The sequence below is a fragment of the Streptomyces sp. NPDC058619 genome (genome assembly GCF_042717785.1).
Taxonomy (GTDB): domain Bacteria; phylum Actinomycetota; class Actinomycetes; order Streptomycetales; family Streptomycetaceae; genus Streptomyces.
In genome coordinates this window covers 12,671-29,557 of record NZ_JBHXQN010000069.1, presented here as the reverse complement: position 1 = coordinate 29,557, position 16,887 = coordinate 12,671, and the positions used below count along the sequence as shown (strand labels likewise).

Annotated in this window: 21 protein-coding genes and 3 pseudogenes; 14 read left to right on the top strand and 10 right to left on the bottom strand. The window is 68.3% G+C overall.

Annotation, left to right across the window (positions count from 1 at the left end):
* Positions 1-174, top strand: a pseudogene (locus tag ACFWTC_RS34650) (SAM-dependent methyltransferase); the annotation flags it as partial.
* Between the two features lie 144 nt (positions 175-318).
* Positions 319-588, top strand: a complete 270-nt coding sequence (locus ACFWTC_RS34645; RefSeq protein WP_384029869.1) for a hypothetical protein — start codon at positions 319-321, stop codon at positions 586-588.
* A gap of 371 nt (positions 589-959) precedes the next feature.
* Here the strand turns inward: ACFWTC_RS34645 and ACFWTC_RS34640 are convergent, their stop codons facing one another.
* The gene (locus ACFWTC_RS34640) at positions 960-2,156 is read right to left on the bottom strand and encodes an IS110 family transposase (RefSeq protein WP_384029871.1); all 1,197 of its coding nucleotides are present in this window, start codon (positions 2,154-2,156) and stop codon (positions 960-962) included.
* 1,871 nt (positions 2,157-4,027) lie between these two features.
* Between ACFWTC_RS34640 and ACFWTC_RS34635 the strand changes: the two genes are divergently transcribed.
* The 4 genes from ACFWTC_RS34635 (at position 4,028) to ACFWTC_RS34620 (ending at position 5,956) form a co-directional block, all read left to right on the top strand.
* Positions 4,028-4,366, top strand: a complete 339-nt coding sequence (locus tag ACFWTC_RS34635) for a MerR family transcriptional regulator (protein ID WP_383927291.1) — start codon at positions 4,028-4,030, stop codon at positions 4,364-4,366.
* 248 nt (positions 4,367-4,614) lie between these two features.
* On the top strand, positions 4,615-4,818 hold the full coding sequence (locus ACFWTC_RS34630) for a cold-shock protein (protein ID WP_383927294.1): 204 nt from the start codon (positions 4,615-4,617) through the stop codon (positions 4,816-4,818).
* A gap of 563 nt (positions 4,819-5,381) precedes the next feature.
* Positions 5,382-5,513: a hypothetical protein gene (locus ACFWTC_RS34625; protein WP_384029873.1), complete on the top strand. Its 132-nt coding sequence runs from the start codon at positions 5,382-5,384 to the stop codon at positions 5,511-5,513.
* A 116-nt stretch (positions 5,514-5,629) separates the two neighbouring features.
* Positions 5,630-5,956: an STAS domain-containing protein gene (locus ACFWTC_RS34620; RefSeq protein WP_383927297.1), complete on the top strand. Its 327-nt coding sequence runs from the start codon at positions 5,630-5,632 to the stop codon at positions 5,954-5,956.
* Positions 5,957-6,292: 336 nt separating this feature from the next.
* Here the strand turns inward: ACFWTC_RS34620 and ACFWTC_RS34615 are convergent, their stop codons facing one another.
* From ACFWTC_RS34615 to ACFWTC_RS34600, 4 genes are all read right to left on the bottom strand, one after another.
* Positions 6,293-6,499, bottom strand: a complete 207-nt coding sequence (locus ACFWTC_RS34615) for a hypothetical protein (protein WP_384029876.1) — start codon at positions 6,497-6,499, stop codon at positions 6,293-6,295.
* A gap of 179 nt (positions 6,500-6,678) precedes the next feature.
* A complete protein-coding gene (locus ACFWTC_RS34610; RefSeq protein ID WP_383927336.1) occupies positions 6,679-7,023 on the bottom strand; it encodes a PRC-barrel domain-containing protein in 345 nt (114 codons plus the stop codon).
* A 484-nt stretch (positions 7,024-7,507) separates the two neighbouring features.
* Positions 7,508-7,765, bottom strand: coding sequence for a hypothetical protein (locus ACFWTC_RS34605; RefSeq protein ID WP_383927303.1), 258 nt, complete (start codon positions 7,763-7,765; stop codon positions 7,508-7,510).
* Between the two features lie 205 nt (positions 7,766-7,970).
* Complete coding sequence (locus ACFWTC_RS34600) at positions 7,971-8,450, bottom strand: hypothetical protein (RefSeq protein WP_384029877.1); 480 nt, start codon at positions 8,448-8,450, stop codon at positions 7,971-7,973.
* A 105-nt stretch (positions 8,451-8,555) separates the two neighbouring features.
* On the opposite strand from ACFWTC_RS34600, the pseudogene ACFWTC_RS34595 reads away from it, so the two are divergent.
* Positions 8,556-8,768, top strand: a pseudogene (locus tag ACFWTC_RS34595) (hypothetical protein); the annotation flags it as partial.
* Between the two features lie 84 nt (positions 8,769-8,852).
* On the opposite strand, the gene ACFWTC_RS34590 reads toward ACFWTC_RS34595, so the two are convergent.
* On the bottom strand, positions 8,853-9,164 hold the full coding sequence (locus ACFWTC_RS34590) for a hypothetical protein (protein ID WP_383927308.1): 312 nt from the start codon (positions 9,162-9,164) through the stop codon (positions 8,853-8,855).
* 363 nt (positions 9,165-9,527) lie between these two features.
* Between ACFWTC_RS34590 and ACFWTC_RS34585 the strand changes: the two genes are divergently transcribed.
* From ACFWTC_RS34585 to ACFWTC_RS34565, 5 genes and pseudogenes are all read left to right on the top strand, one after another.
* Positions 9,528-10,712 (top strand): pyridoxal-phosphate dependent enzyme, encoded by a 1,185-nt coding sequence (locus ACFWTC_RS34585; RefSeq protein ID WP_384029879.1) that lies wholly within the window; start codon positions 9,528-9,530, stop codon positions 10,710-10,712.
* Positions 10,709-11,416 carry a transcriptional regulator gene (locus ACFWTC_RS34580; RefSeq protein ID WP_383927313.1) on the top strand — a complete coding sequence of 236 codons (708 nt, stop codon included), beginning with the start codon at positions 10,709-10,711 and terminating at the stop codon, positions 11,414-11,416. The genes ACFWTC_RS34585 and ACFWTC_RS34580 overlap by 4 nt, the downstream gene beginning before the upstream one ends.
* Positions 11,417-11,466: 50 nt before the next feature.
* Positions 11,467-11,901, top strand: a complete 435-nt coding sequence (locus ACFWTC_RS34575; RefSeq protein WP_384029881.1) for a RidA family protein — start codon at positions 11,467-11,469, stop codon at positions 11,899-11,901.
* Positions 11,898-12,560, top strand: a complete 663-nt coding sequence (locus tag ACFWTC_RS34570) for a helix-turn-helix domain-containing protein (RefSeq protein ID WP_384029883.1) — start codon at positions 11,898-11,900, stop codon at positions 12,558-12,560. Before ACFWTC_RS34575 ends, ACFWTC_RS34570 begins: the two co-directional genes overlap by 4 nt.
* Before the next feature lie 467 nt (positions 12,561-13,027).
* A pseudogene (locus tag ACFWTC_RS34565) lies at positions 13,028-13,126 on the top strand (deaminase); the annotation flags it as partial.
* A gap of 90 nt (positions 13,127-13,216) precedes the next feature.
* On the opposite strand, the gene ACFWTC_RS34560 reads toward ACFWTC_RS34565, so the two are convergent.
* From ACFWTC_RS34560 to ACFWTC_RS34545, 4 genes are all read right to left on the bottom strand, one after another.
* Positions 13,217-14,473, bottom strand: coding sequence for an IS256 family transposase (locus ACFWTC_RS34560; protein ID WP_384029885.1), 1,257 nt, complete (start codon positions 14,471-14,473; stop codon positions 13,217-13,219).
* A 312-nt stretch (positions 14,474-14,785) separates the two neighbouring features.
* On the bottom strand, positions 14,786-15,181 hold the full coding sequence (locus ACFWTC_RS34555; RefSeq protein WP_384029887.1) for a hypothetical protein: 396 nt from the start codon (positions 15,179-15,181) through the stop codon (positions 14,786-14,788).
* The gene (locus ACFWTC_RS34550; protein WP_383927320.1) at positions 15,178-15,462 is read right to left on the bottom strand and encodes a hypothetical protein; all 285 of its coding nucleotides are present in this window, start codon (positions 15,460-15,462) and stop codon (positions 15,178-15,180) included. Before ACFWTC_RS34550 ends, ACFWTC_RS34555 begins: the two co-directional genes overlap by 4 nt.
* A gap of 273 nt (positions 15,463-15,735) precedes the next feature.
* Positions 15,736-16,239 carry a hypothetical protein gene (locus ACFWTC_RS34545; protein ID WP_384029889.1) on the bottom strand — a complete coding sequence of 168 codons (504 nt, stop codon included), beginning with the start codon at positions 16,237-16,239 and terminating at the stop codon, positions 15,736-15,738.
* Positions 16,240-16,248: 9 nt separating this feature from the next.
* On the opposite strand from ACFWTC_RS34545, the gene ACFWTC_RS34540 reads away from it, so the two are divergent.
* Together ACFWTC_RS34540 and ACFWTC_RS34535 are read left to right on the top strand one after the other, a co-directional pair.
* Positions 16,249-16,500: a hypothetical protein gene (locus tag ACFWTC_RS34540; protein WP_383927325.1), complete on the top strand. Its 252-nt coding sequence runs from the start codon at positions 16,249-16,251 to the stop codon at positions 16,498-16,500.
* 15 nt (positions 16,501-16,515) lie between these two features.
* Positions 16,516-16,836: a hypothetical protein gene (locus tag ACFWTC_RS34535; protein WP_384029891.1), complete on the top strand. Its 321-nt coding sequence runs from the start codon at positions 16,516-16,518 to the stop codon at positions 16,834-16,836.
* Positions 16,837-16,887: the final 51 nt, after the last annotated feature.

The window sequence follows — 16,887 nt, the reverse complement described above, 5'->3', positions numbered from 1 at the left end:
TATGTGGATGGCGCCGAATCGCTGCCGTGGAACGGCGGAATCGGCGCCGAAGACCTTGCCGAAGCCGTGCGCCCTCTTGTTGCCGCTGTGCGTATTGAACCACTGAGCAGCGACCCTGACTTGTGGGGTGGTCCGGTGGACGACGAGCGGTATGCCCTCATCGCCGACCTGTGATGCCCTGAGGAGGGGTCAGCCGACTACGCCTTCATGTTCGTGGCGTGCACGAGTCAGGCCCGGTGCCCGCTTCGTCGGGGGGCAGTACGGCCGGGCCACCCATACTTCCTGTGTCCGCCGGCGCCGGGGGTCGTTGTCCGGGGTATGACGACGATCTACGCGGTCCGCTGCGAGTTGTGCCGGGGCATGAGCCCCGCAGTCGAGGGCCAGGACGGCGCGCTGCTCGCGCTCCTGGAGGCCGGGGCCGACCACGTCCGCGAAGCACATCCGAACGCCTGCCCGGACACGGCCCTGAGCCTGGAGCCGATCACGTCCGTACCGGGCCTGCCCGCCCTCAACACCGTGGCGCTCAACCGGGTCCGTCCCGCGTTCGGCGCGGCGGAGCGGCAGGGGCGGTCGATGCGCACCCCGTAGCTTGCGCGCCCCCGGTCACGTCCGGCCAGAGCCCGCCCTGGCGGGGGGCGTGATGGTGCGGAACCAGACGATCGTCCGGTCGTTGGTATGCCGGGGATAGACACCGCCCCGGGGTGGGCTCCATTGGTTCCCCCCGGTCCCTCTCCGGGGCGGCCCCGGTCCTGACCCCTGGCGCGACCGCCCCGTCGGATGCGCCCGGGGGGCGGTCACCGCGCGCGGCGGTGCCAGGGGTCAGGACCCCCCTTCCCGCCGCAGAACGCTTCTCGCCAGGCCCGGTGTCCTGCCGGTAGACGCTCCCCGGGCCGGCGGACGGTCCTGACACTTTTGCGTCACCGGAAGGCGTCACGGGGTGACGCTTCCTAATGTTGTTGTCAAGCGGTTGCAGTCACGGGTGGTGTGACCTCGTAGCACCTTCGGTCACGGATCAGGGCCCATAGAACGTTGACCCGTCGGCGGGCGAGGGCGAGGACGGCCTGAACGTGCTTCTTCCCCTCGGCGCGTTTGCGGTCGTAGAACTTCCGCGAGTTCGGATCGCAGCGGACGCTGACCAGCGCGGAGGTGTAGAAGACGCGCTGGAGTCTTCGGTGGTAGGTGACCGGCCGGTGGAGGTTGCCGCTGACCTTGCCCGAGTCGCGGGGTGCGGGGGCGACGCCAGCGAAGGCCGCCAGGGCGTCCGGGGAGTCGAAGCCGTCCAGGCCGCCGCCGACGGCGGCGATGAACTCGGCTCCGAGGATCGCGCCGATGCCCGGGACGCTTTCGACTATGTCTGCGAGTTCGTGCTCGCGAAACCGGCCCTCGATGAGCTTGTCCATCTCGGAGATCTGTTCGTTGAGGGCCATCACCTCCTCGGCCAGGGTGTGGACCAGCTTTGCGATGGTCTTCTCCCCGGGGATCGCCGTGTGCTGCCGCTCGGCGGCCTCGACCGCCGCTTCGGCCAGGGCTCTCGCGCTGCGGACCTTGCGGTTAAACAGCCATTTCGTCAGCCGGGTGACCCCGGAGCGGCGGATCGCGGCCGGGGTTTGGTAGCCCGTCAGCAGCTTGAGCGGGCCGGTGTTGGTCACGTCCAGGGCCCGCTCAAGGGCCGGGAACATGCTCAGCAGGGTGCCGCGCAGGCGGTTCACCGAGCGGGTGCGGTCCTCGACGAGGTCGGCCCGGCGTCCGGTCAGCAGTTTGAGTTCGATGGCGGCTTCGTCGCCAGGGAGGATGGGCCGCAGGTCGCGGCGCATCCTGGCCTGGTCGGCGATCACGTAGGCATCGCGGGCGTCGGTCTTGCCTTCGCCGCGGTAGCCGTCGGAGGCCCGGTTGACCAGGCGGCCGGGGATGTAGAGGACCTCCTGGTCGTGGTTGATCAGCAGGGCCAGCAGCAACGCGGGCTCACCGCCGGTCATGTCGATGGCCCAGGTGATCTGACGGCCGTCGGCCAGGGCCAGGACGTCGCCGATCAGTTTCAGCAGCTCGGGCTCGTCGTTGGCGACCCGCCGCGACAACAGCGTCTTGCCATCGGGGCCCAACGCGAGGCCGTGATGGTGGTTCTTGCCGCTGTCGATCCCCGCCCATATCCGGCTCATCGTGCTCCTGACGCGCTCGTTCGTACGGTTCGTACCACGGACGACCTCGCCGGCATTGCTCTACTCAGCGACTTGTTCGCACTTCCTAATCGGCGGCCGAGTCGTCGTGGGGTGCCGGGCGGCGAAGCGTTGCAAACCACGAAGCGGCAGCCTTCTGATAGCCACACCCAGCACCCCTGGGCGACCCAACCCTACGAATGGCTCGATCAACCCGGTCAAGAAGGTAGAGCCTTCTGAACGGGAGGCCTTCCGCCGCCGCCACGCGCGCGTACAACAGCGCGGTGAACAGAAGCGGCAGTCGGAGCGTTTCCGCGTCCCGGACGGGGTGTCACTGGAGTACCAGCTTGACTTGCACTCGGGGCGCTGGAACTTCGGCCAGGGGTGCCGGCGGCCCTCCAGCAGGGCGCGCAGCGCTTCGCCCCCGGCGTCGATGGCCGCCCGCCGGGCCTTCGTCTGGCGCCAGGCTGTCGTACGGCAGGTCGCATCGCAGTACGGCGGGACTTCCTGGCTCTGGCGGGAGCGGGGGCCGCACTGCGAGCACCGCCGGGTGTTCTTCCTGGTCACGTCCAGGCTCCTCCCTGGCCGGGCATCTGGCCAGACGGTGCGCCTGATCTTGCCCATGGCGCTGGTCTCGCCACCGTCCGTACGCCGTATGTACGCAATGTGTACGGTTCGCGGGCTGGGCGCTGAGGTGCGCGGGGTGAGGTGGGTTGCTCCTGGCCGGGCCGCCGGCCCCGCCCTGTCCGCTTCGCCGCCGGGGCCGCGCGGTCCCTGTCGGGCGCAGAGAGATGCGGTGATGCGCGGACTTTTGGCAGGTGGAAGAGCTCCGCTCGACGACGCCCTGCCCGGCTCGTCGCGCGGCCGTCGGTCCGCGGCGGGGCGCCCGTCGTCGGCAAACGAGTGCACCGCGGACGCCAGACGGCCAACTCGATGCCGCGCGGTGCGGCGCGGTCACTGATCTGCTGTCCGGCGGATCGTCTGGGCGTCGGCCGGGTGTCCGTGGCGAGTGCGCGACCTCGCCAAGATCTGCTTGTCGTCTGTGTCCGCGTGCCTGCCCGGCGGGTGGCCCGCCGCCCGCAGCGGTCGAACCCGGAGTCGTCCGATTGCTTCAAGAGTGGGCACCTGAAAATCTGTGTCGGCCGGATTAGACATTGCGTGGTGGTGTGGTTATGGTTTCTCTCGTAGCCCAGAGAGACAGCAGGGCCTGGCAGGGACGAACTGCCGGGCAGCAGTACACGCAGTACCTGTAGTTGCAGTTCGCAGGGCGGTGCGGTGGTGGAGTGTCGAAGCCAGAGTGGTTGCAGGACGGCGACGGGACTGGCGACCGGACCGGGTGGCCCGCAGTGATCAGGGGCCGCTATGAAGCAGGACCGCAGTTAACGCAGTGGCAGTACCCGTAGTTCGCAGTTCCCAAGCAGTGAAGTCAGTGAGCGGTACCTCGGTGAACACGTCGAAGTGTGGGCGCGTACATCGGGAGGTTCGGCAGTGGGGTTCTAAGCCAGAGCAGTTGCAGGACAAGGCGACGGGGCTGGCTGCCGGAACGTGGCGCTCGGTCAGGTCACGGAGTAGTTCGCAGTACCAGCAGTATGCAGTTCCCCGCAGGTAGGTAGTTGATCGCTGAGGGATGAACGGAGGAGCGAAGCGCCATCAGGATCGCCCGGGCAGAGTTGAGTCCGGGTACCGCAGGACATCGTTTGTGAGGTGGTCTCCGGTCAAGCAACCGCGATCCCCGCACCCCCGACAGCCTTCCAGTCGGGTCGGCGGATACAGAAGGCCGACGCAGTTCCAGGGCCGGCAGATGGTGTAGCAGTTCCTTCGGGGCCCTGGTGCCATAGGCACCAGGGCCCCTCCGTGTTCCAGAAAGAGGTGCGATGACAGCAGACGACTCCTTCGGCCGTCTCGATGACGACGACTTCCCCGCTTACACGATGGGCCGGGCAGCCGAGATGCTCGGCACCACGCAGGGTTTCCTCCGCGCCATCGGCGAAGCCTGCCTGATCACCCCGCTCCGCTCCGCCGGCGGACACCGCCGGTACTCGCGCTACCAGCTGCGGATCGCCGCCCGCGCCCGCGAACTCGTCGACCAGGGCACCCCCATCGACGCCGCCTGCCGCATCGTCATCCTCGAAGACCAACTCGAGGAAGCCCAGCGCGTCAACGCCGACTACGGCCTTGCCGCTGGTTCGGCGAACCCGGCGCCAGCGGCCTGAGACCGTCCCGCGCCCGCCGGACACCGGCGGGCCCTGGGCCCCACATAGGTATCTGGCATCCGGGCCGTTTCCTCTGGTGACGGGGCGTTGTGGGCGTGTAGCGTTTGCGTCAGCTGTCGTGGTTCGGAAGTTCCCTTTGCCCACGCCGTTGGTGTGGGTGTTTTGCTGTGCTGTGCCGCAGGAACCAGGGCGATCACCTCCGCCTCCCACATAGTGCGGGAGGCGTTCATCGACTGGAAGGCATGGATATGGCTACGGGAACTGTGAAGTGGTTCAACGCTGAGAAGGGCTTCGGCTTCATCGCCCAAGACGGCGGCGGCCCGGACGTCTTCGCCCACTACTCCGCGATCAACTCCTCGGGCTTCCGCGAGCTCCAGGAGGGCCAGGTCGTCACGTTCGACATCGGGCAGGGCCAGAAGGGCCCCCAGGCCGAGAACATCAGCCTGGCCTGACCCTCCCGACCGGCCAGCAGGCACCGCGATCGGCCCGGCTTCCCGGCCGGCCGCAGCGGGCGACCCGGACAACGAAACCGGGGCCGGTACCTCGGCGGGAATGGGCACGCACTCGATGAGGGCCGCGCAGGCGCGTGGCCCTCATCCGTGGTGGCAGGGCACCGTGATCTCTCATGAGGTCAACCGTCCTCGAGCTGCACCGTTCCTGATGGCATGCTGATCACCCGCCGCAGCCGAACGGGCAGCATTATTCTCCCGACCGAGGGCAGGCGATCACCCTATGGACCTGCCCGCAGCCGATGGCACTCCCGGCTCCGGCCGCCATGAGAACGGCGACTGGCCAATGGCTGTCACGCCGGCCGCGGCCCGTCGCAGTGTCGGCCAGCTGTTGGAGCGGGCGGGCGTCAGCCTCGACAGCGTCGTCGCCGCGGACGCGCTCATAGCCACGACGGAACTCATCACCAACGCCGTACGGCACGGCGGCGGCCTCACCCTCTTCCGCATCGCCATCACGGACAACGCCCTCCACCTGTCCGTCGGCGACGCGAGCTCACGCCCGCCTGTTGCCCCACCCGAGCAGCCTCGGCAGGCCCGGGGGATACGGATGGCCCCTCGTCCAACGGCTCGCCGAACACGTCGGCATCATCTCCCTTCCCGACGGGAAGATCATCAACGCCGTCCTGCGCCTGGCCTGATCCAGCCCACCCCTTGAACGCGTGCTCCACACCCGCCGGGCGGCGGGTTGCCTGGTGACGGGCTGACGCGTTGGGCACGCTGGGGGTCGGGATTGTCGTATGCCGGAGGAGGCGCTGTGGAATCGACGGTGTGTGTTCTGCCCGATCGTGACGGGCAGCGGGTGGTGCGGTGCGCGGGCGAGTTCGACTTGACCACCCTCGCTCCGCTGCGCGCCGCGTGCGATACGGCTGTCGCGGCCGGCATCGACCGCCTGGCCCTGGACGTCCGCGAGGTCACCTTCGGCGACTCCACGTTCTTGAACCTGCTCCTCGCCGTCGGCCGGGAGTGCGAGCTGCGGCTGGTAGGTCCTCTGCCGCGCCAGCTTGCCCGTCTGCTGGCCAGGACGGGCACGGACCAAGTGCTCACCGTTGAAGACGGCTCTGTCAGCGGGCCGGCCGAGTAGCGGAAAGGCACACCCCGTCCCCGGGGCACAGGACCGAGATCGGGTGCGGCGCATGGTCGCAGCAGAGGTCAGGCGCTGTCGTTACCGCGGACTGCCAGGAGCTGTACGACGTCGGCGTGGGCGCGTTCGGCGTACGCGGCGCTGCAGGCATGGCTGGAGCCGTAGTTCAGCCGCTCCTGCTGCTTCTTGAGCTGCTTGGAGCTGGTCAGCGGGCTGCCCGTGTAGGGCAGAGTGGGGAGGCGGCGGGCAGTGCGCGGGCATGACAGGACCCGGCCGGTGTGATGGTGACTAGGTCTCCGGCCGGGTCCTGCGTGTGTCAGCGTGAGGGCTCTGTGGTCAGAGCTCCTCGTCGCGGATCTCGTCCTTGTCGCGCTCGCGCTTCATCTCGTCCTGGCCGCCGCGGTGCTTGAGTTCCTCGGGGCTCTTGCCCCGGGCGGCTTCCTGGTCGGCGCCGGGGTGGACGGGGTCCTGGCCAGAGCGCAGGCGCTCCTGCTCCTCGCGGCTCTTGCCCGGCTCCTGGCGCTTGTCCTGCTTACCGCCCATGACGGCGACTCCTCTGATGCGGGGTGGAAGGCTCTTCCCAGCCAAGCTGACACGCAAAGTGACAGGCCGCATCATTTAGTGACCGGTAGGTGCGTGGACGGCCCCTGCCACCGCGCCTGACCGCAGTGACCGTCGTCAACCACGTCGCCGGCACTCAGAACGCCGCGCGGCCGTGCAGGTCAGAGGCCGGTTCCGCCGCGGCCGTAGTACTGGCCGAGCTGGTCGCGGTAGGTGGCGTCCCCGCGGTGCTTGTCCTTGTCGTATTCGGGGGAGTCCTTGATCTGGTCCTTGGTGAGGTTGACCTGGATCTCTTTCTCCTTCACGTCGACGCGTACGACGGTGCCGGCGGGCAGCAGGACCTCCTTGCCGAAGATCCACGGGCCGGTGTCTACGACGATGTAGGAGGAGCCGACCTCCTCGGTGGCCTCGTCGACCTTGCCGACATGCCCGTCGGTGGCCTCGACCTTGAAGCCGACCAGGCTCGTACCGGGGGTGTAGTGCGATGCGGGGTTGTAGCTCCACATGTCAGTCACGGGCGGGCTCTCCTTCACGGAACGGGGAATCTCCCTGCGATCCTCCCTCCCGTAGCGCCATAGCCGGCCTGCGACTACGCCAGCCGCCACAGCTGCCACCCGGACAGCCCCGGCCCATTGCTCGTAGGCCGGCAGATTCGTTGATTCGTGGGTCTGTAAAAGGAACGGCTCTGTCTCACATTCGGTGGTGACGGAGGGTGGTGTATCCGAGGAGGATGCGGTGGCGGAGCAGGGTAAAGCCTGCACGTCCGTGCAGCTGGGGTCTGTAAAAGGAACCGTTTGACAGACCCGCCGACCTCGCCAACACCTTCGCCGCCGCCGCCGTTACTCACCGTGGCCAGATCACAGAACCTGAGCCAGAACCGGCCGAAGTGAACGAAGCCACCGTCGGGTCGTCGGCGACCGGCCATCCCATGCCCGAACAACCGCGACGGCCCGCCGGAAGAACCGGCGGACCGTCGCGGGAAGGGCAGGATCAGAGAGTCGGACGGCCGGTCAGGGAACCGACCTGCGCGAGGAGCGAAGACCCTGTGCCGGTTCCCAGGAGATCCCCCAGGCTGATGGCGCCGAGGCCCTGGTACACGTACGTGTTGTTGTTGTTGATGTTACTGATGTTGGTGTACCCGCCGCCGTCGCCCTGCGCATCGGCATAGGCCACGGTCGAACTCATCGTGGCGACGACGGCTCCGCTGAAGATCAGCGCACGAAGCAGCAGTTTCGCCGAATTTCTCATTTTCTTACCTCCCGAGATCACGTGAATTTGAGATGAGGTGAACTGTCACACGGGGGCTGGGTGCACGTGCATTTCGGCGTGCCATCGGCACCGTGGGCCTTTCAGCCGGCGTATGCGCTGATCACCACCGGGTGGTGCTCCGGTTGAGGGAGGAGCACCACCCAGGGCGAGGCCAGGATCAGGTGGCCCTGATCTCGCCAAGCGGTCAATAGCCGGCCCAGCAGGGCGTGTCCAGGCGCAGGACGCTGGTGCTGCCCGCGCCGCCGTCGCAGTAGCTGGAGGGAATGACCGAGTCCAGGAAAACCCCGTTGGGGTCGATGTCCGTTCCTCGGTACGGCGCTCCGGGGAAGCTGAAGATGCCGACGTTGAGCGAGTCGTATCCGCAGCCCGGGTTGGAGGCGTAGCAGGTGGTGTTCTCACCGATCGGCGGTTTGCCGTAGTGCGTGGTGTTGAACGCGACCGTCCAGATGACCTGCGACGGGAGCGTGGTCCCTGCCGCGAAGTTGAATGTCAGCGGTTGCCCGATCGAGTTCGCGCACAGCCCGGTGTTGGGGTTCAGGAACTTGCCCGCGTCGGTACCCGTGCAGTTGGCCGGGTCCGCCGACGGCCGGTAGGCGATTGTCTGCGTCTGCGTCGTCGTCGCCAGGAGGGCGCCGGGCGCGGGGGTGCCCGAAGAGTTGTCCACCGCGTAGATGTTCGCCGTGATCGGGTGCGTGAACGTGGCGCCGGGATTGGTGACACAGTTACCGGTGTTCCAGTGCCCGCTGACGCTGCAGCCGAAGGCGCCGTCGGGTTCGTCGTCCTGCCCCGCCGCTGGGTGGTCGAGAGGTCGATCGCCTGGGTCATGCACGCCCGCAGACCCGCCCGCGACTACGAGCGCCTCGTCCAGCACTCCGAATCGCTGATCACCTGGGCCGCGATCACCCTCATGACCAGGCGCATCACCCGCCGGCAGTCCCGCCGGGCCAGCCAGCCCGCCTCACGCGAACACACACGGGACTGACCGCGGTCACGACCGCGACCGCCAACTCCACTCCAGCACTTCTGTCATGCCCGGATCGGGAGCCAGGTGCCGAGTACTTCGTACTCAGACCCCGTTGCCCCATCCGAAGGTGAGGTTGTACGCACGCTGGAGTGCGTGCCAGCCATGGTCCCCGTCGGCGTAGGCCCATGCGAGGGCTGCAGCGAACCAGAGCAGAAAGACTCCGCTGACGATGCCCAGAGCGACCAGTTTGCCGTACCAACTGAGGAGGACCAGGGCGACGGTCACGATGACCGCGCCGACATGGGCTCCCCACAGGGCGAGCGACGCAGCCCTGCGTGCCGCTCGGGCTTCAGCCCGTTCTACGGCGAAGCGCTCCTCTCGAACAGACTGCGGTTCGTTCTCGTCGAAGTTCATCTCACCCCCCTGGCCCTGACGCTACATGGACCCGAACCACGTCGGCAGGGGAGCACCGCGGGGGATATGGATCAGTACTCAAGTCCTCGGGCTGCGCATTGACGTTGCCGGCCGAGCTGCCGTGGCCGATTCCAAATGGGAGTCCCGCAGTCAGCGCAGTCGGAGCTGCTCACAGTCCCAGCCTGGATTGCTCTGCTGAGCCTCGTCGGCTTCGATCGGCTCACGGTCGGCGCCGTGCGTCGCACCCGCGAGTGGTTGGACTAAATATTCGGATCTAGATAATATGTCTAATATAGGAGGGCAGGGCCCGCTGAGCGACGAGATTCAGCAGGCATGTCGAGCGAGTAGAAGCCGGAACCACCCATGAACGCCGAACAGCACTCAGCAGTCGCCCTCCCTGACCTGTACGACCGGTCCGGAAGTCGCTACTCCCTGGACGACCCCCGCTGGCGGGGCGAGGACGGCAGCCCTCTCGCCGTCAGTGCACTGCCGGGCCTGCGTCCCGAGCAGATCGACACCGCCGAACGGTCCCTGTGGCGTTACGCCGCGGCTCTGCCCGTCCCGGCCGTCCGCCGGGTGAGCCTGGGGGAAGGGTGTACGCCGATGGTCCCGGTCGACTGGGGCGGCCGGCGCGTCCACTTCAAGCTGGAGTGGTTCAATCCGACGTCCAGCTTCAAGGACCGGGGCGTGTCGGTGATGATGTCTCACCTCGCGGCGCACGGCGCCGAGCGCGTCCTGGAGGATAGTTCGGGCAACGGCGGTTCCGCGGTGGCCGCCTACGCCGCCGCTGCCGGGATCCGCGCCAAGATCATCGTTCCCGCCGCTACCTCGGCGGCCAAGATCCTTCAGGCCCGCGCCTACGGAGCCGAGATCGAGCTCGTGGACGGCACCCGCGACGAGGTCTCGGACGAGGCGATCCGGCAGTCGCAGCAAATCCCCTACGCCAGCCACAACTGGCACCCCATGTTCCTCCAGGGCACCAAGACCATCGCCTACGAAATGTGGGAGTCGCTCGGCTTCACCGCGCCCGACAACGTAGTCCTCGTGGCCGGGGCCGGCAGCAACATCATCGGGTGCGACCTTGCGTTCGGTGAACTGCTCGACGCCGGACAGATCGACAGGCGCCCGCGCCTGTTCGTCGGGCAGCCCGAGCACTGGGCGACCATCGCCGACACGTTCAACGGCATCGACCCGGCCAGCCGCGGTGAGCGGGTGCCGACGATCGCCGAGGGCGCGTCCATCGCCCACCCGGTCCGGCTGCCCGAGGCGGTGGAGGCCGTCCGCCGCTCCGACGGCGCCGCCTACGCCGTCCCCGAGGCGGAGATTCACGCCGCGGTCCGCGCCCTGAGCGCGCGCGGCTTGTACGCCGAGCCGACCAGCAGCGTCGCCGCGGCGACCCTCGATCACTTCATCGCGACCGGAGAGATCGCTCCGGACGAGACGACCGTGGTCGTACTCACCGGTGCGGGGCTCAAGTCCACCGAGAAGATGGCCGCGGTGTTCGCCGGACCCGGTGACGACGCCCAGGAATCGAGCAGCACGCGATGACCCACTCCACCGGCCGACCGGATGACGAACGCACCGACCAGCCCGCCGTACCAGAAGACGAAGGCTTCGTAACGGAAGACGAGCACCTCGTGCGGGAAGCCGAGCGCATCGCTGTCGCCGTCGGCCGCATGTTTCCAGGTCTGTGCGAGGTCGTCCTGCACGATCTGCGCCGCCCCGACAACGCCATCCGCACCATCGAGAACAACCTTTCCGGACGGCAGGTCGGCGACTCCGCCACCGAACTGGGCCTGCGCCGCATCGCGGACCCTGACTATCCCAGTGTCATCCAGAACTACAGCAACCAGTTCCCCGACGGGCGCCCGGCCAAGAGCACCTCGATCGGCATCAAGAACGCCGAGGGACGGTACGTCGCGGCCCTGTGCCTGAACCTGGACGTCAGCACGCTGTCCCCGTTGGCCCTGACGCTCGCCAACCTCGTCGCCCCCGATGCCGAACACCAAGGCGAGAACCTGGAGACGCTGCGCGACCGCTCCGGACGCGAACTCCGCTCGGCCATCGACTCCTTCGCGGCGCAGCACTCCAGCACACCGCGCAGCCTCAACCGTGACCAGAAACGCGAGCTGGTACGTCGGCTGCACAACGAGGGCTTCTTCGAGACCCGGAGCTCCGCACAACTCATCGCCGGCCAACTCGGCGTTTCCCGGGCGACCGTCTACAACTACACGAAGCAGCCAGACCGATGAACGCCCTTGCAACCGGCCGTGACATGCCCCCTGCTCCAGGAGGCGCATCCATGACCAACTCACCCACCCACGGGACGACCGCCGCCGGCGGCATCCGCCTGGCCGACAGCACCGCCATGATCGCCCCCCTCGGCCACTATTCACACATTGCGGTCCACAACGGCGTCGCCTACGTGTCCGGTCAGCTACCGCTCCATGGGGACGGCACCCCCGCAGCGGACGAGCCGTTCGACACCCAGGTGCGGATGGTCCTGCGCAACCTCGACAACTGCCTGGCCGCGGCCGGTACGGATCGCGGCCACCTGATCTCCGTGACCGTCTACGTCACCGACATCGCCCAGCGGCCCGAATTCGACACGATCTATGCCGAATGGCTCGGCTCGTACCGGCCCGCCCGCGCGGTCGCCGGCGTGAGCAGCCTGCACTACGGTGCCGCCATCGAGGTCCAGGCCGTCGCGGCCGTGGACACAGGCAGCGAGGGATGACCGAGCACGCGGCGGACGCCGCCGGACCGGAGGTCTATGTGCTGACCACCGGTGGCAGCATCGACGAGATCTACACCCTCCAGGGCGAAACGGAGATCGGGCTGGCTTTGTTCACTTTGAGTGGCGCCCTCCGGGAGGCCCGGAATCCAGTGCCGCTCTACGACGTCGCCCAGGCCCTCGCCCACATCGCGGGCAAGCCGATCCCCATCACCCCCAGCACCGGCCCCCACCCCAGCGACCTCCTCACCGACAAGGAAGCAGGAGCCCTCCTCGGCATCGACCCCTCCACCGTCCGCGCCTACGCCACCACCGGCTACCTGCCCAAGGGCACCGACCGGCACGGCCGGACCTGGTGGCCGCGCCACGCTGTCACCGCGCGACGCGACGCGGGCGACCTGCGTCACCAGAATCCCGGTCAGCAGCCCGGCGACCCCCGCAACCGAGCGGGGATAGCCTTGCAGCATGGTGAGATGACGGGGGAGAGACCGAGACGGACTGCCAGGTTGTCTGGTCGGTCGAGTCTGGTTTCGATGGGCAGTGGCGCTCGCTTTCAGGGGCCTGTGATGAGCGGGACGAGGCCTTGGAACGACTTGAGTGGTGCCGGGTGCACGCCCCGCCCGCGGTGTCCTATCGCCTCGTCCGCAGGACGACCCGGGTGACGACTGCGGTCGAGGACGTCTGAGCTAGTCCTACCTTCCAAGCGTGGGTCTGAGCCGGTCATTCGTAAGATCGTCGGGCCCAGGGGTTCCGGGTATGGCTATGAGCTTGTCGCCGTCTGATGGCTCAAATGACTTGGCCGCCCGGAGCCCCGCGACGACTCGACCGCTAATTGGGATATGCGACTCGCGTGGGGAGCCGTAGATGCCCCCGGAGTCGGTGTGGATCTCCCGGGCCGCCCATGAGTATGAACGGGGAGTACCTGCGCGTTACGCCTGCCGAACTGGACCGGGCTCTGAAGGATGCCTCGCGCATGGGAGGGCCCGGCTATTCGGTGGGCGTGCCTGCGGGACGGTCCCGGATCGCGGAGAGCCACAGGGGCCCCTCACCGGTGTGGCGGCGGGTCGAACCGCACCGGGGCCCGCAGGCCGGCCCGTTCTGTCGACCTCCTCCGGGCCCTTCAGCCATCTTCCAGGGTGCGGCCGACTTCGACCTCGAGCTGATCGAGAGCCGGACGCTCGACGGCAACATCCAAGAGCTCATCTACCGGCCCACCCTGCATGTCTGAGTCCGCCCATGCACCCCACCCCGTCAAGCAGCCGGATCTGACCGGAAGTTCCCGCTGATCGACATGCCGACCGGTCTCATGACCGCCTGGTCATGCGGCTTGCTGATCGCCTCCTGATTCGTCGGGTCGTTCGACGAGGTGGCCGCGTTCGAAGCGGGCTCTGGCTCGCACGAGGGCGACGAGGTGGGGTGCGTTGACCGCTCGCCAGCGGGCCTGGGCGGATTCGACGAGCTTGAAGACCATTGCGAGGGCGGCGGCCGCGCTGCCGGCGCCCTTGGTGACCTTGGTCCGCAGCGAGGTCGATTCGATGGGATTGGTCGTGCGCAGGTGGACCCAGTGCTCCGCGGGGAAGTCGTAGAACGCCAGCAGTTCGTCGACGTCGTCGGTGATCTTCCGGGCCGCCTTGGGCCACTTCGCACCGTAGGTCTTCTCGAACGAGGCGACGGCCTTGACGGCGTGCTCGCGGTCCTCGGCGTTGTAGATGTCCTGGAGTGCCTTGCGGGCACCGGGCTGGGCCGACGTCGGCAGAGCGTTGAGGACATTTGCCGCCTTGTGAACCCAGCACCGCTGGTGGCGGGTTTCGGGGAACACCTCTGCGAGGGCCTTCCAGAAGCCGAGCGCGCCGTCGCCGACGGCGAGGACGGGGGCGCGCATCCCGCGCCGTGCGGCGTCTCGGAGCAGGTCGGCCCAGGACTCGGCGGACTCGCGGTAGCCGTCGGCCATCGCGATCAGTTCCTTGGTGCCGTCCGCGCGCACTCCCATGACGACCAGGACGCAGGACTTGGCCTGCGACAGGCGGATGCGCAGGTGGATGCCGTCGGCCCAGACGTAGACGTAGTCGGACCCGGTCAGGTCGCGCTCGCCGAAGGCTTTGTGGTCGGCCTGCCATTGCTGGGTGAGCCGGGTGACTGTGGCGGGTGAGAGTCCGGCCGAGCTGCCGAGGAACTGCTCGAGTGCGGGCACGAAGTCTCCCGAGGACAGGCCGTGCAGGTAGAGCAGGGGCAGCACCTCGCTGATCTTCGGGGACTTCCGGGCCCAAGGCGGCAGGATCGCCGAGGAGAACCGCCTGCGCTCACCGGTCGCCTCGTCGATGCGCTTGTCGTTGACGCGCGGGGCCTTGACCTCGACCGCTCCGGCGGCGGTGGTGACCTTCCGCGGCTGGTGATAGCCGTTGCGCACGACCAGACAACGACCGCTCTCGTCCCGTTCACCAGCCAGCTCGGCTATGTAGCTGTTGACTTCGGCTTCCAGGGCGGCGGGCAGCATCCGCCGGGCGCCCTCGCGGACGATCTCGTCGATCAGGGAGCCGTTTGGCGTGGAACCGTCAGGGTTGACTACGGTGAGCACGGGCGTGCCTTCCCGACCGGCGCTGCGAACGCCGGCCTACTCGGTGACCTTCAATCGATCACTCGGGAAGGTACGCCCTTCGCGTGCCACCCAAGCCCCGATCCACAGGTACTGAGCATTGCTCTCCGGGCTCGCCACGCGCGCACACGGCGCCATCGTCGTCTTTATCGCGGCATCACTGTCGGAAGGAGGTGAGTGCGGCACCGCAGCCTCGTGCTGGGCTCTCGGGTACCGGGCGGGGTCGATCACGGTGAGTTCGGCGGCTCGCCGGCGGGCTCGGACGAGGTCCATGCCGCGCTCGCCGGAGCCGGGTCAGTGGAAGCCGAGCATGCCGGGGGTGTCGATGCCGATGGCGAGGATGCCGGGCGGGTAGCGGTTCTCGTCGTCGGTCAGGAGGATCGGCATGCCCCCGGTGCCTGTGCGGCGCAATGCGGTGTAGAGGGCGTGGCAGGTGTCCATGCCGCCGTAGCCGTCGCGGAACATCGTGCCCATGGCCGGTGCGTCGATCTGTCCGAGCGGCTCGATATCGGTGCACGGGTATCCAAGGACGGCGCGGGAGGCTCCCGGGTGGGCGGCCTCGGCCTGCGCCAGGCACAGCGCCGGCACGAGGAGCCGGTCCCCGCTCGCGGTGACGTTGACCGCCAGCGCGTTGAGCGCCTTGTGCCCCGAGGCCAGGGCAGTCACGGCGCTGGTGTCGAGAATGATCACGCGGCGTTCCTGCCCGGCATGGCCAGCACTTTCTCCGCCGCGATCCGCCGCAGGTTGCCGAGCACATCCAGTGCGGCGAACTCCTCGACGCTGACGTCGACACCGATCACCTCACGCGCGTGCGCTCGCGCAGCCGCGACCTGATCGGCCCGTTGCGCGGCGGTGGGCTCCGCGGTCGCGAGCGCGTCGACGAGCTGGCCGATGCTCATTCCACGCTCTTCGGCCAGCTCGGCGAGGTGGTCACGGGTCTGCTTAGTTACCTGGATCGTCGTATTGGCCATAGCTTTACCATAGCACCTCTATAGTGCGCCGCCTATGGCGCCGAAGTCCCCCGGCCTGACCTCCACCGGCGCGCCGCAGGAGCTGGGTGCGCGGCCTCCAGCACCAGTCAGCCGTCCTCGCCCGCGCGCCGGCGTCACCGACACGCAGACCTGGATCTTCTCGGCCGGGTCGGCCGCGCCGTCCATGCCATGTCCGGCACACATCCAAGCTGGACGCTCGCTTCCTGGCACGAGCGGTAGGACCGCGGATGTTCCTCGTGGATCCTTCCTCCGTCAGGTGTACAGGCGCGAGGCGGAGTCGGTGGCCGGTGAGCGGTGGCCGTGGGTGGTGTAGGCGAAGTTCAGGACGGTGCGGCGGGTCCCGGGGCGGTTGAGGGGGGTGACGCGGTGGGCGGTGAGGTCGCTGCGCAGCAGGTACGCGTCCCCTGCGTGGTGGTGGACCTGCCGTGTCCCGGGCTTGTCCAGGGCCGTCAGGTCCCGGTGGCCGGGGTTGAACTCGAGGAGTCCGCCGTCGGCGGGCCGGGGTGGTGTCCCGACGAAGAGGACCAGGGCCAGGAGGTAGTCGTCGGTGTGGGCGCCGTGGGTGTCGCCGCTCTGGTGGAGGATGTTCAGCACGTGCCGCTCCACCGGCTCCTCCACGCCCTGCACGTCCGTGCCGTGCAGGGCGCTCAGGCTCGCCCGCAGCCCGGTGTCGCGGTACAGGGCGGTGATGAGCGGTGAGTCCCGGGCGATGTGATGGCCGCCCAGGGTGGTCATGTGGCGCGGGCTGTCGTCCATGCACTCTATATGGAAGTCCCGGCGGGTCGCTGCCGCCTCCAGCCGGTCGTCATCCTCTCGCAATGCCTGCAGTCCCGGCCGGGTCAACAGGCCGGGCAGTGGGTATGGGCCCACGTCAAGCGCAGCCTCGCCGTCATGGCCCTCGACCGCCTCGAAACCCTCGTCCGCAACCGCCTCAAACGCCTTCAATACCCGCCCCACACCCTCGACGGCTTCATAGCCGGCACCGGCCTCACCCTCGACACACCAATCTCACCCTGAAAAGCCGAAGTCAGTATGGGTGTGGACATGCTGCGCGGCTGTGTGCTGCGCCGGATCGAGGCCGAAGGCACGTACGAGCGGACCATCGACTCGGCCGACGACTGGTACGACGTACTGGCCGACGTGTTCCACCTGAACCTGACCGACGTCGCCGCCCCCGCGCGGGCAGCGCTGTGGCACCGCGTCCACACCGCGCACAAGGAGTGGGAGGCTGCAGGGACCGCAGGGAGTCCAGGGCGGCGGCGGGACAGCGGTCCCGTATCAGTCCCAGCACCGCCTGATCGATGGCCAGCCCGCCGACATGTGGCAGACCGCCGGGGGAGCCCAGGACGGTGAAGCTATCGGAACGGCTCGCCGAACTCACGCTTGAATTCGGCGCACCCCAAG

Coding starts and splice junctions, on each gene's coding strand:
- ACFWTC_RS34645 (WP_384029869.1), top strand. CDS start 319: ATGACGACGATCTACGCGGTCCGCTGCGAGTTGTGCCGGGGCATGAGC.
- ACFWTC_RS34640 (WP_384029871.1), bottom strand. CDS start 2,156: ATGAGCCGGATATGGGCGGGGATCGACAGCGGCAAGAACCACCATCAC.
- ACFWTC_RS34635 (WP_383927291.1), top strand. CDS start 4,028: ATGACAGCAGACGACTCCTTCGGCCGTCTCGATGACGACGACTTCCCC.
- ACFWTC_RS34630 (WP_383927294.1), top strand. CDS start 4,615: ATGGCTACGGGAACTGTGAAGTGGTTCAACGCTGAGAAGGGCTTCGGC.
- ACFWTC_RS34615 (WP_384029876.1), bottom strand. CDS start 6,499: ATGGGCGGTAAGCAGGACAAGCGCCAGGAGCCGGGCAAGAGCCGCGAG.
- ACFWTC_RS34610 (WP_383927336.1), bottom strand. CDS start 7,023: ATGTGGAGCTACAACCCCGCATCGCACTACACCCCCGGTACGAGCCTG.
- ACFWTC_RS34605 (WP_383927303.1), bottom strand. CDS start 7,765: ATGAGAAATTCGGCGAAACTGCTGCTTCGTGCGCTGATCTTCAGCGGA.
- ACFWTC_RS34590 (WP_383927308.1), bottom strand. CDS start 9,164: ATGAACTTCGACGAGAACGAACCGCAGTCTGTTCGAGAGGAGCGCTTC.
- ACFWTC_RS34585 (WP_384029879.1), top strand. CDS start 9,528: ATGAACGCCGAACAGCACTCAGCAGTCGCCCTCCCTGACCTGTACGAC.
- ACFWTC_RS34580 (WP_383927313.1), top strand. CDS start 10,709: ATGACCCACTCCACCGGCCGACCGGATGACGAACGCACCGACCAGCCC.
- ACFWTC_RS34575 (WP_384029881.1), top strand. CDS start 11,467: ATGACCAACTCACCCACCCACGGGACGACCGCCGCCGGCGGCATCCGC.
- ACFWTC_RS34570 (WP_384029883.1), top strand. CDS start 11,898: ATGACCGAGCACGCGGCGGACGCCGCCGGACCGGAGGTCTATGTGCTG.
- ACFWTC_RS34550 (WP_383927320.1), bottom strand. CDS start 15,462: ATGGCCAATACGACGATCCAGGTAACTAAGCAGACCCGTGACCACCTC.
- ACFWTC_RS34545 (WP_384029889.1), bottom strand. CDS start 16,239: ATGGACGACAGCCCGCGCCACATGACCACCCTGGGCGGCCATCACATC.
- ACFWTC_RS34540 (WP_383927325.1), top strand. CDS start 16,249: ATGGAAGTCCCGGCGGGTCGCTGCCGCCTCCAGCCGGTCGTCATCCTC.
- ACFWTC_RS34535 (WP_384029891.1), top strand. CDS start 16,516: ATGGGTGTGGACATGCTGCGCGGCTGTGTGCTGCGCCGGATCGAGGCC.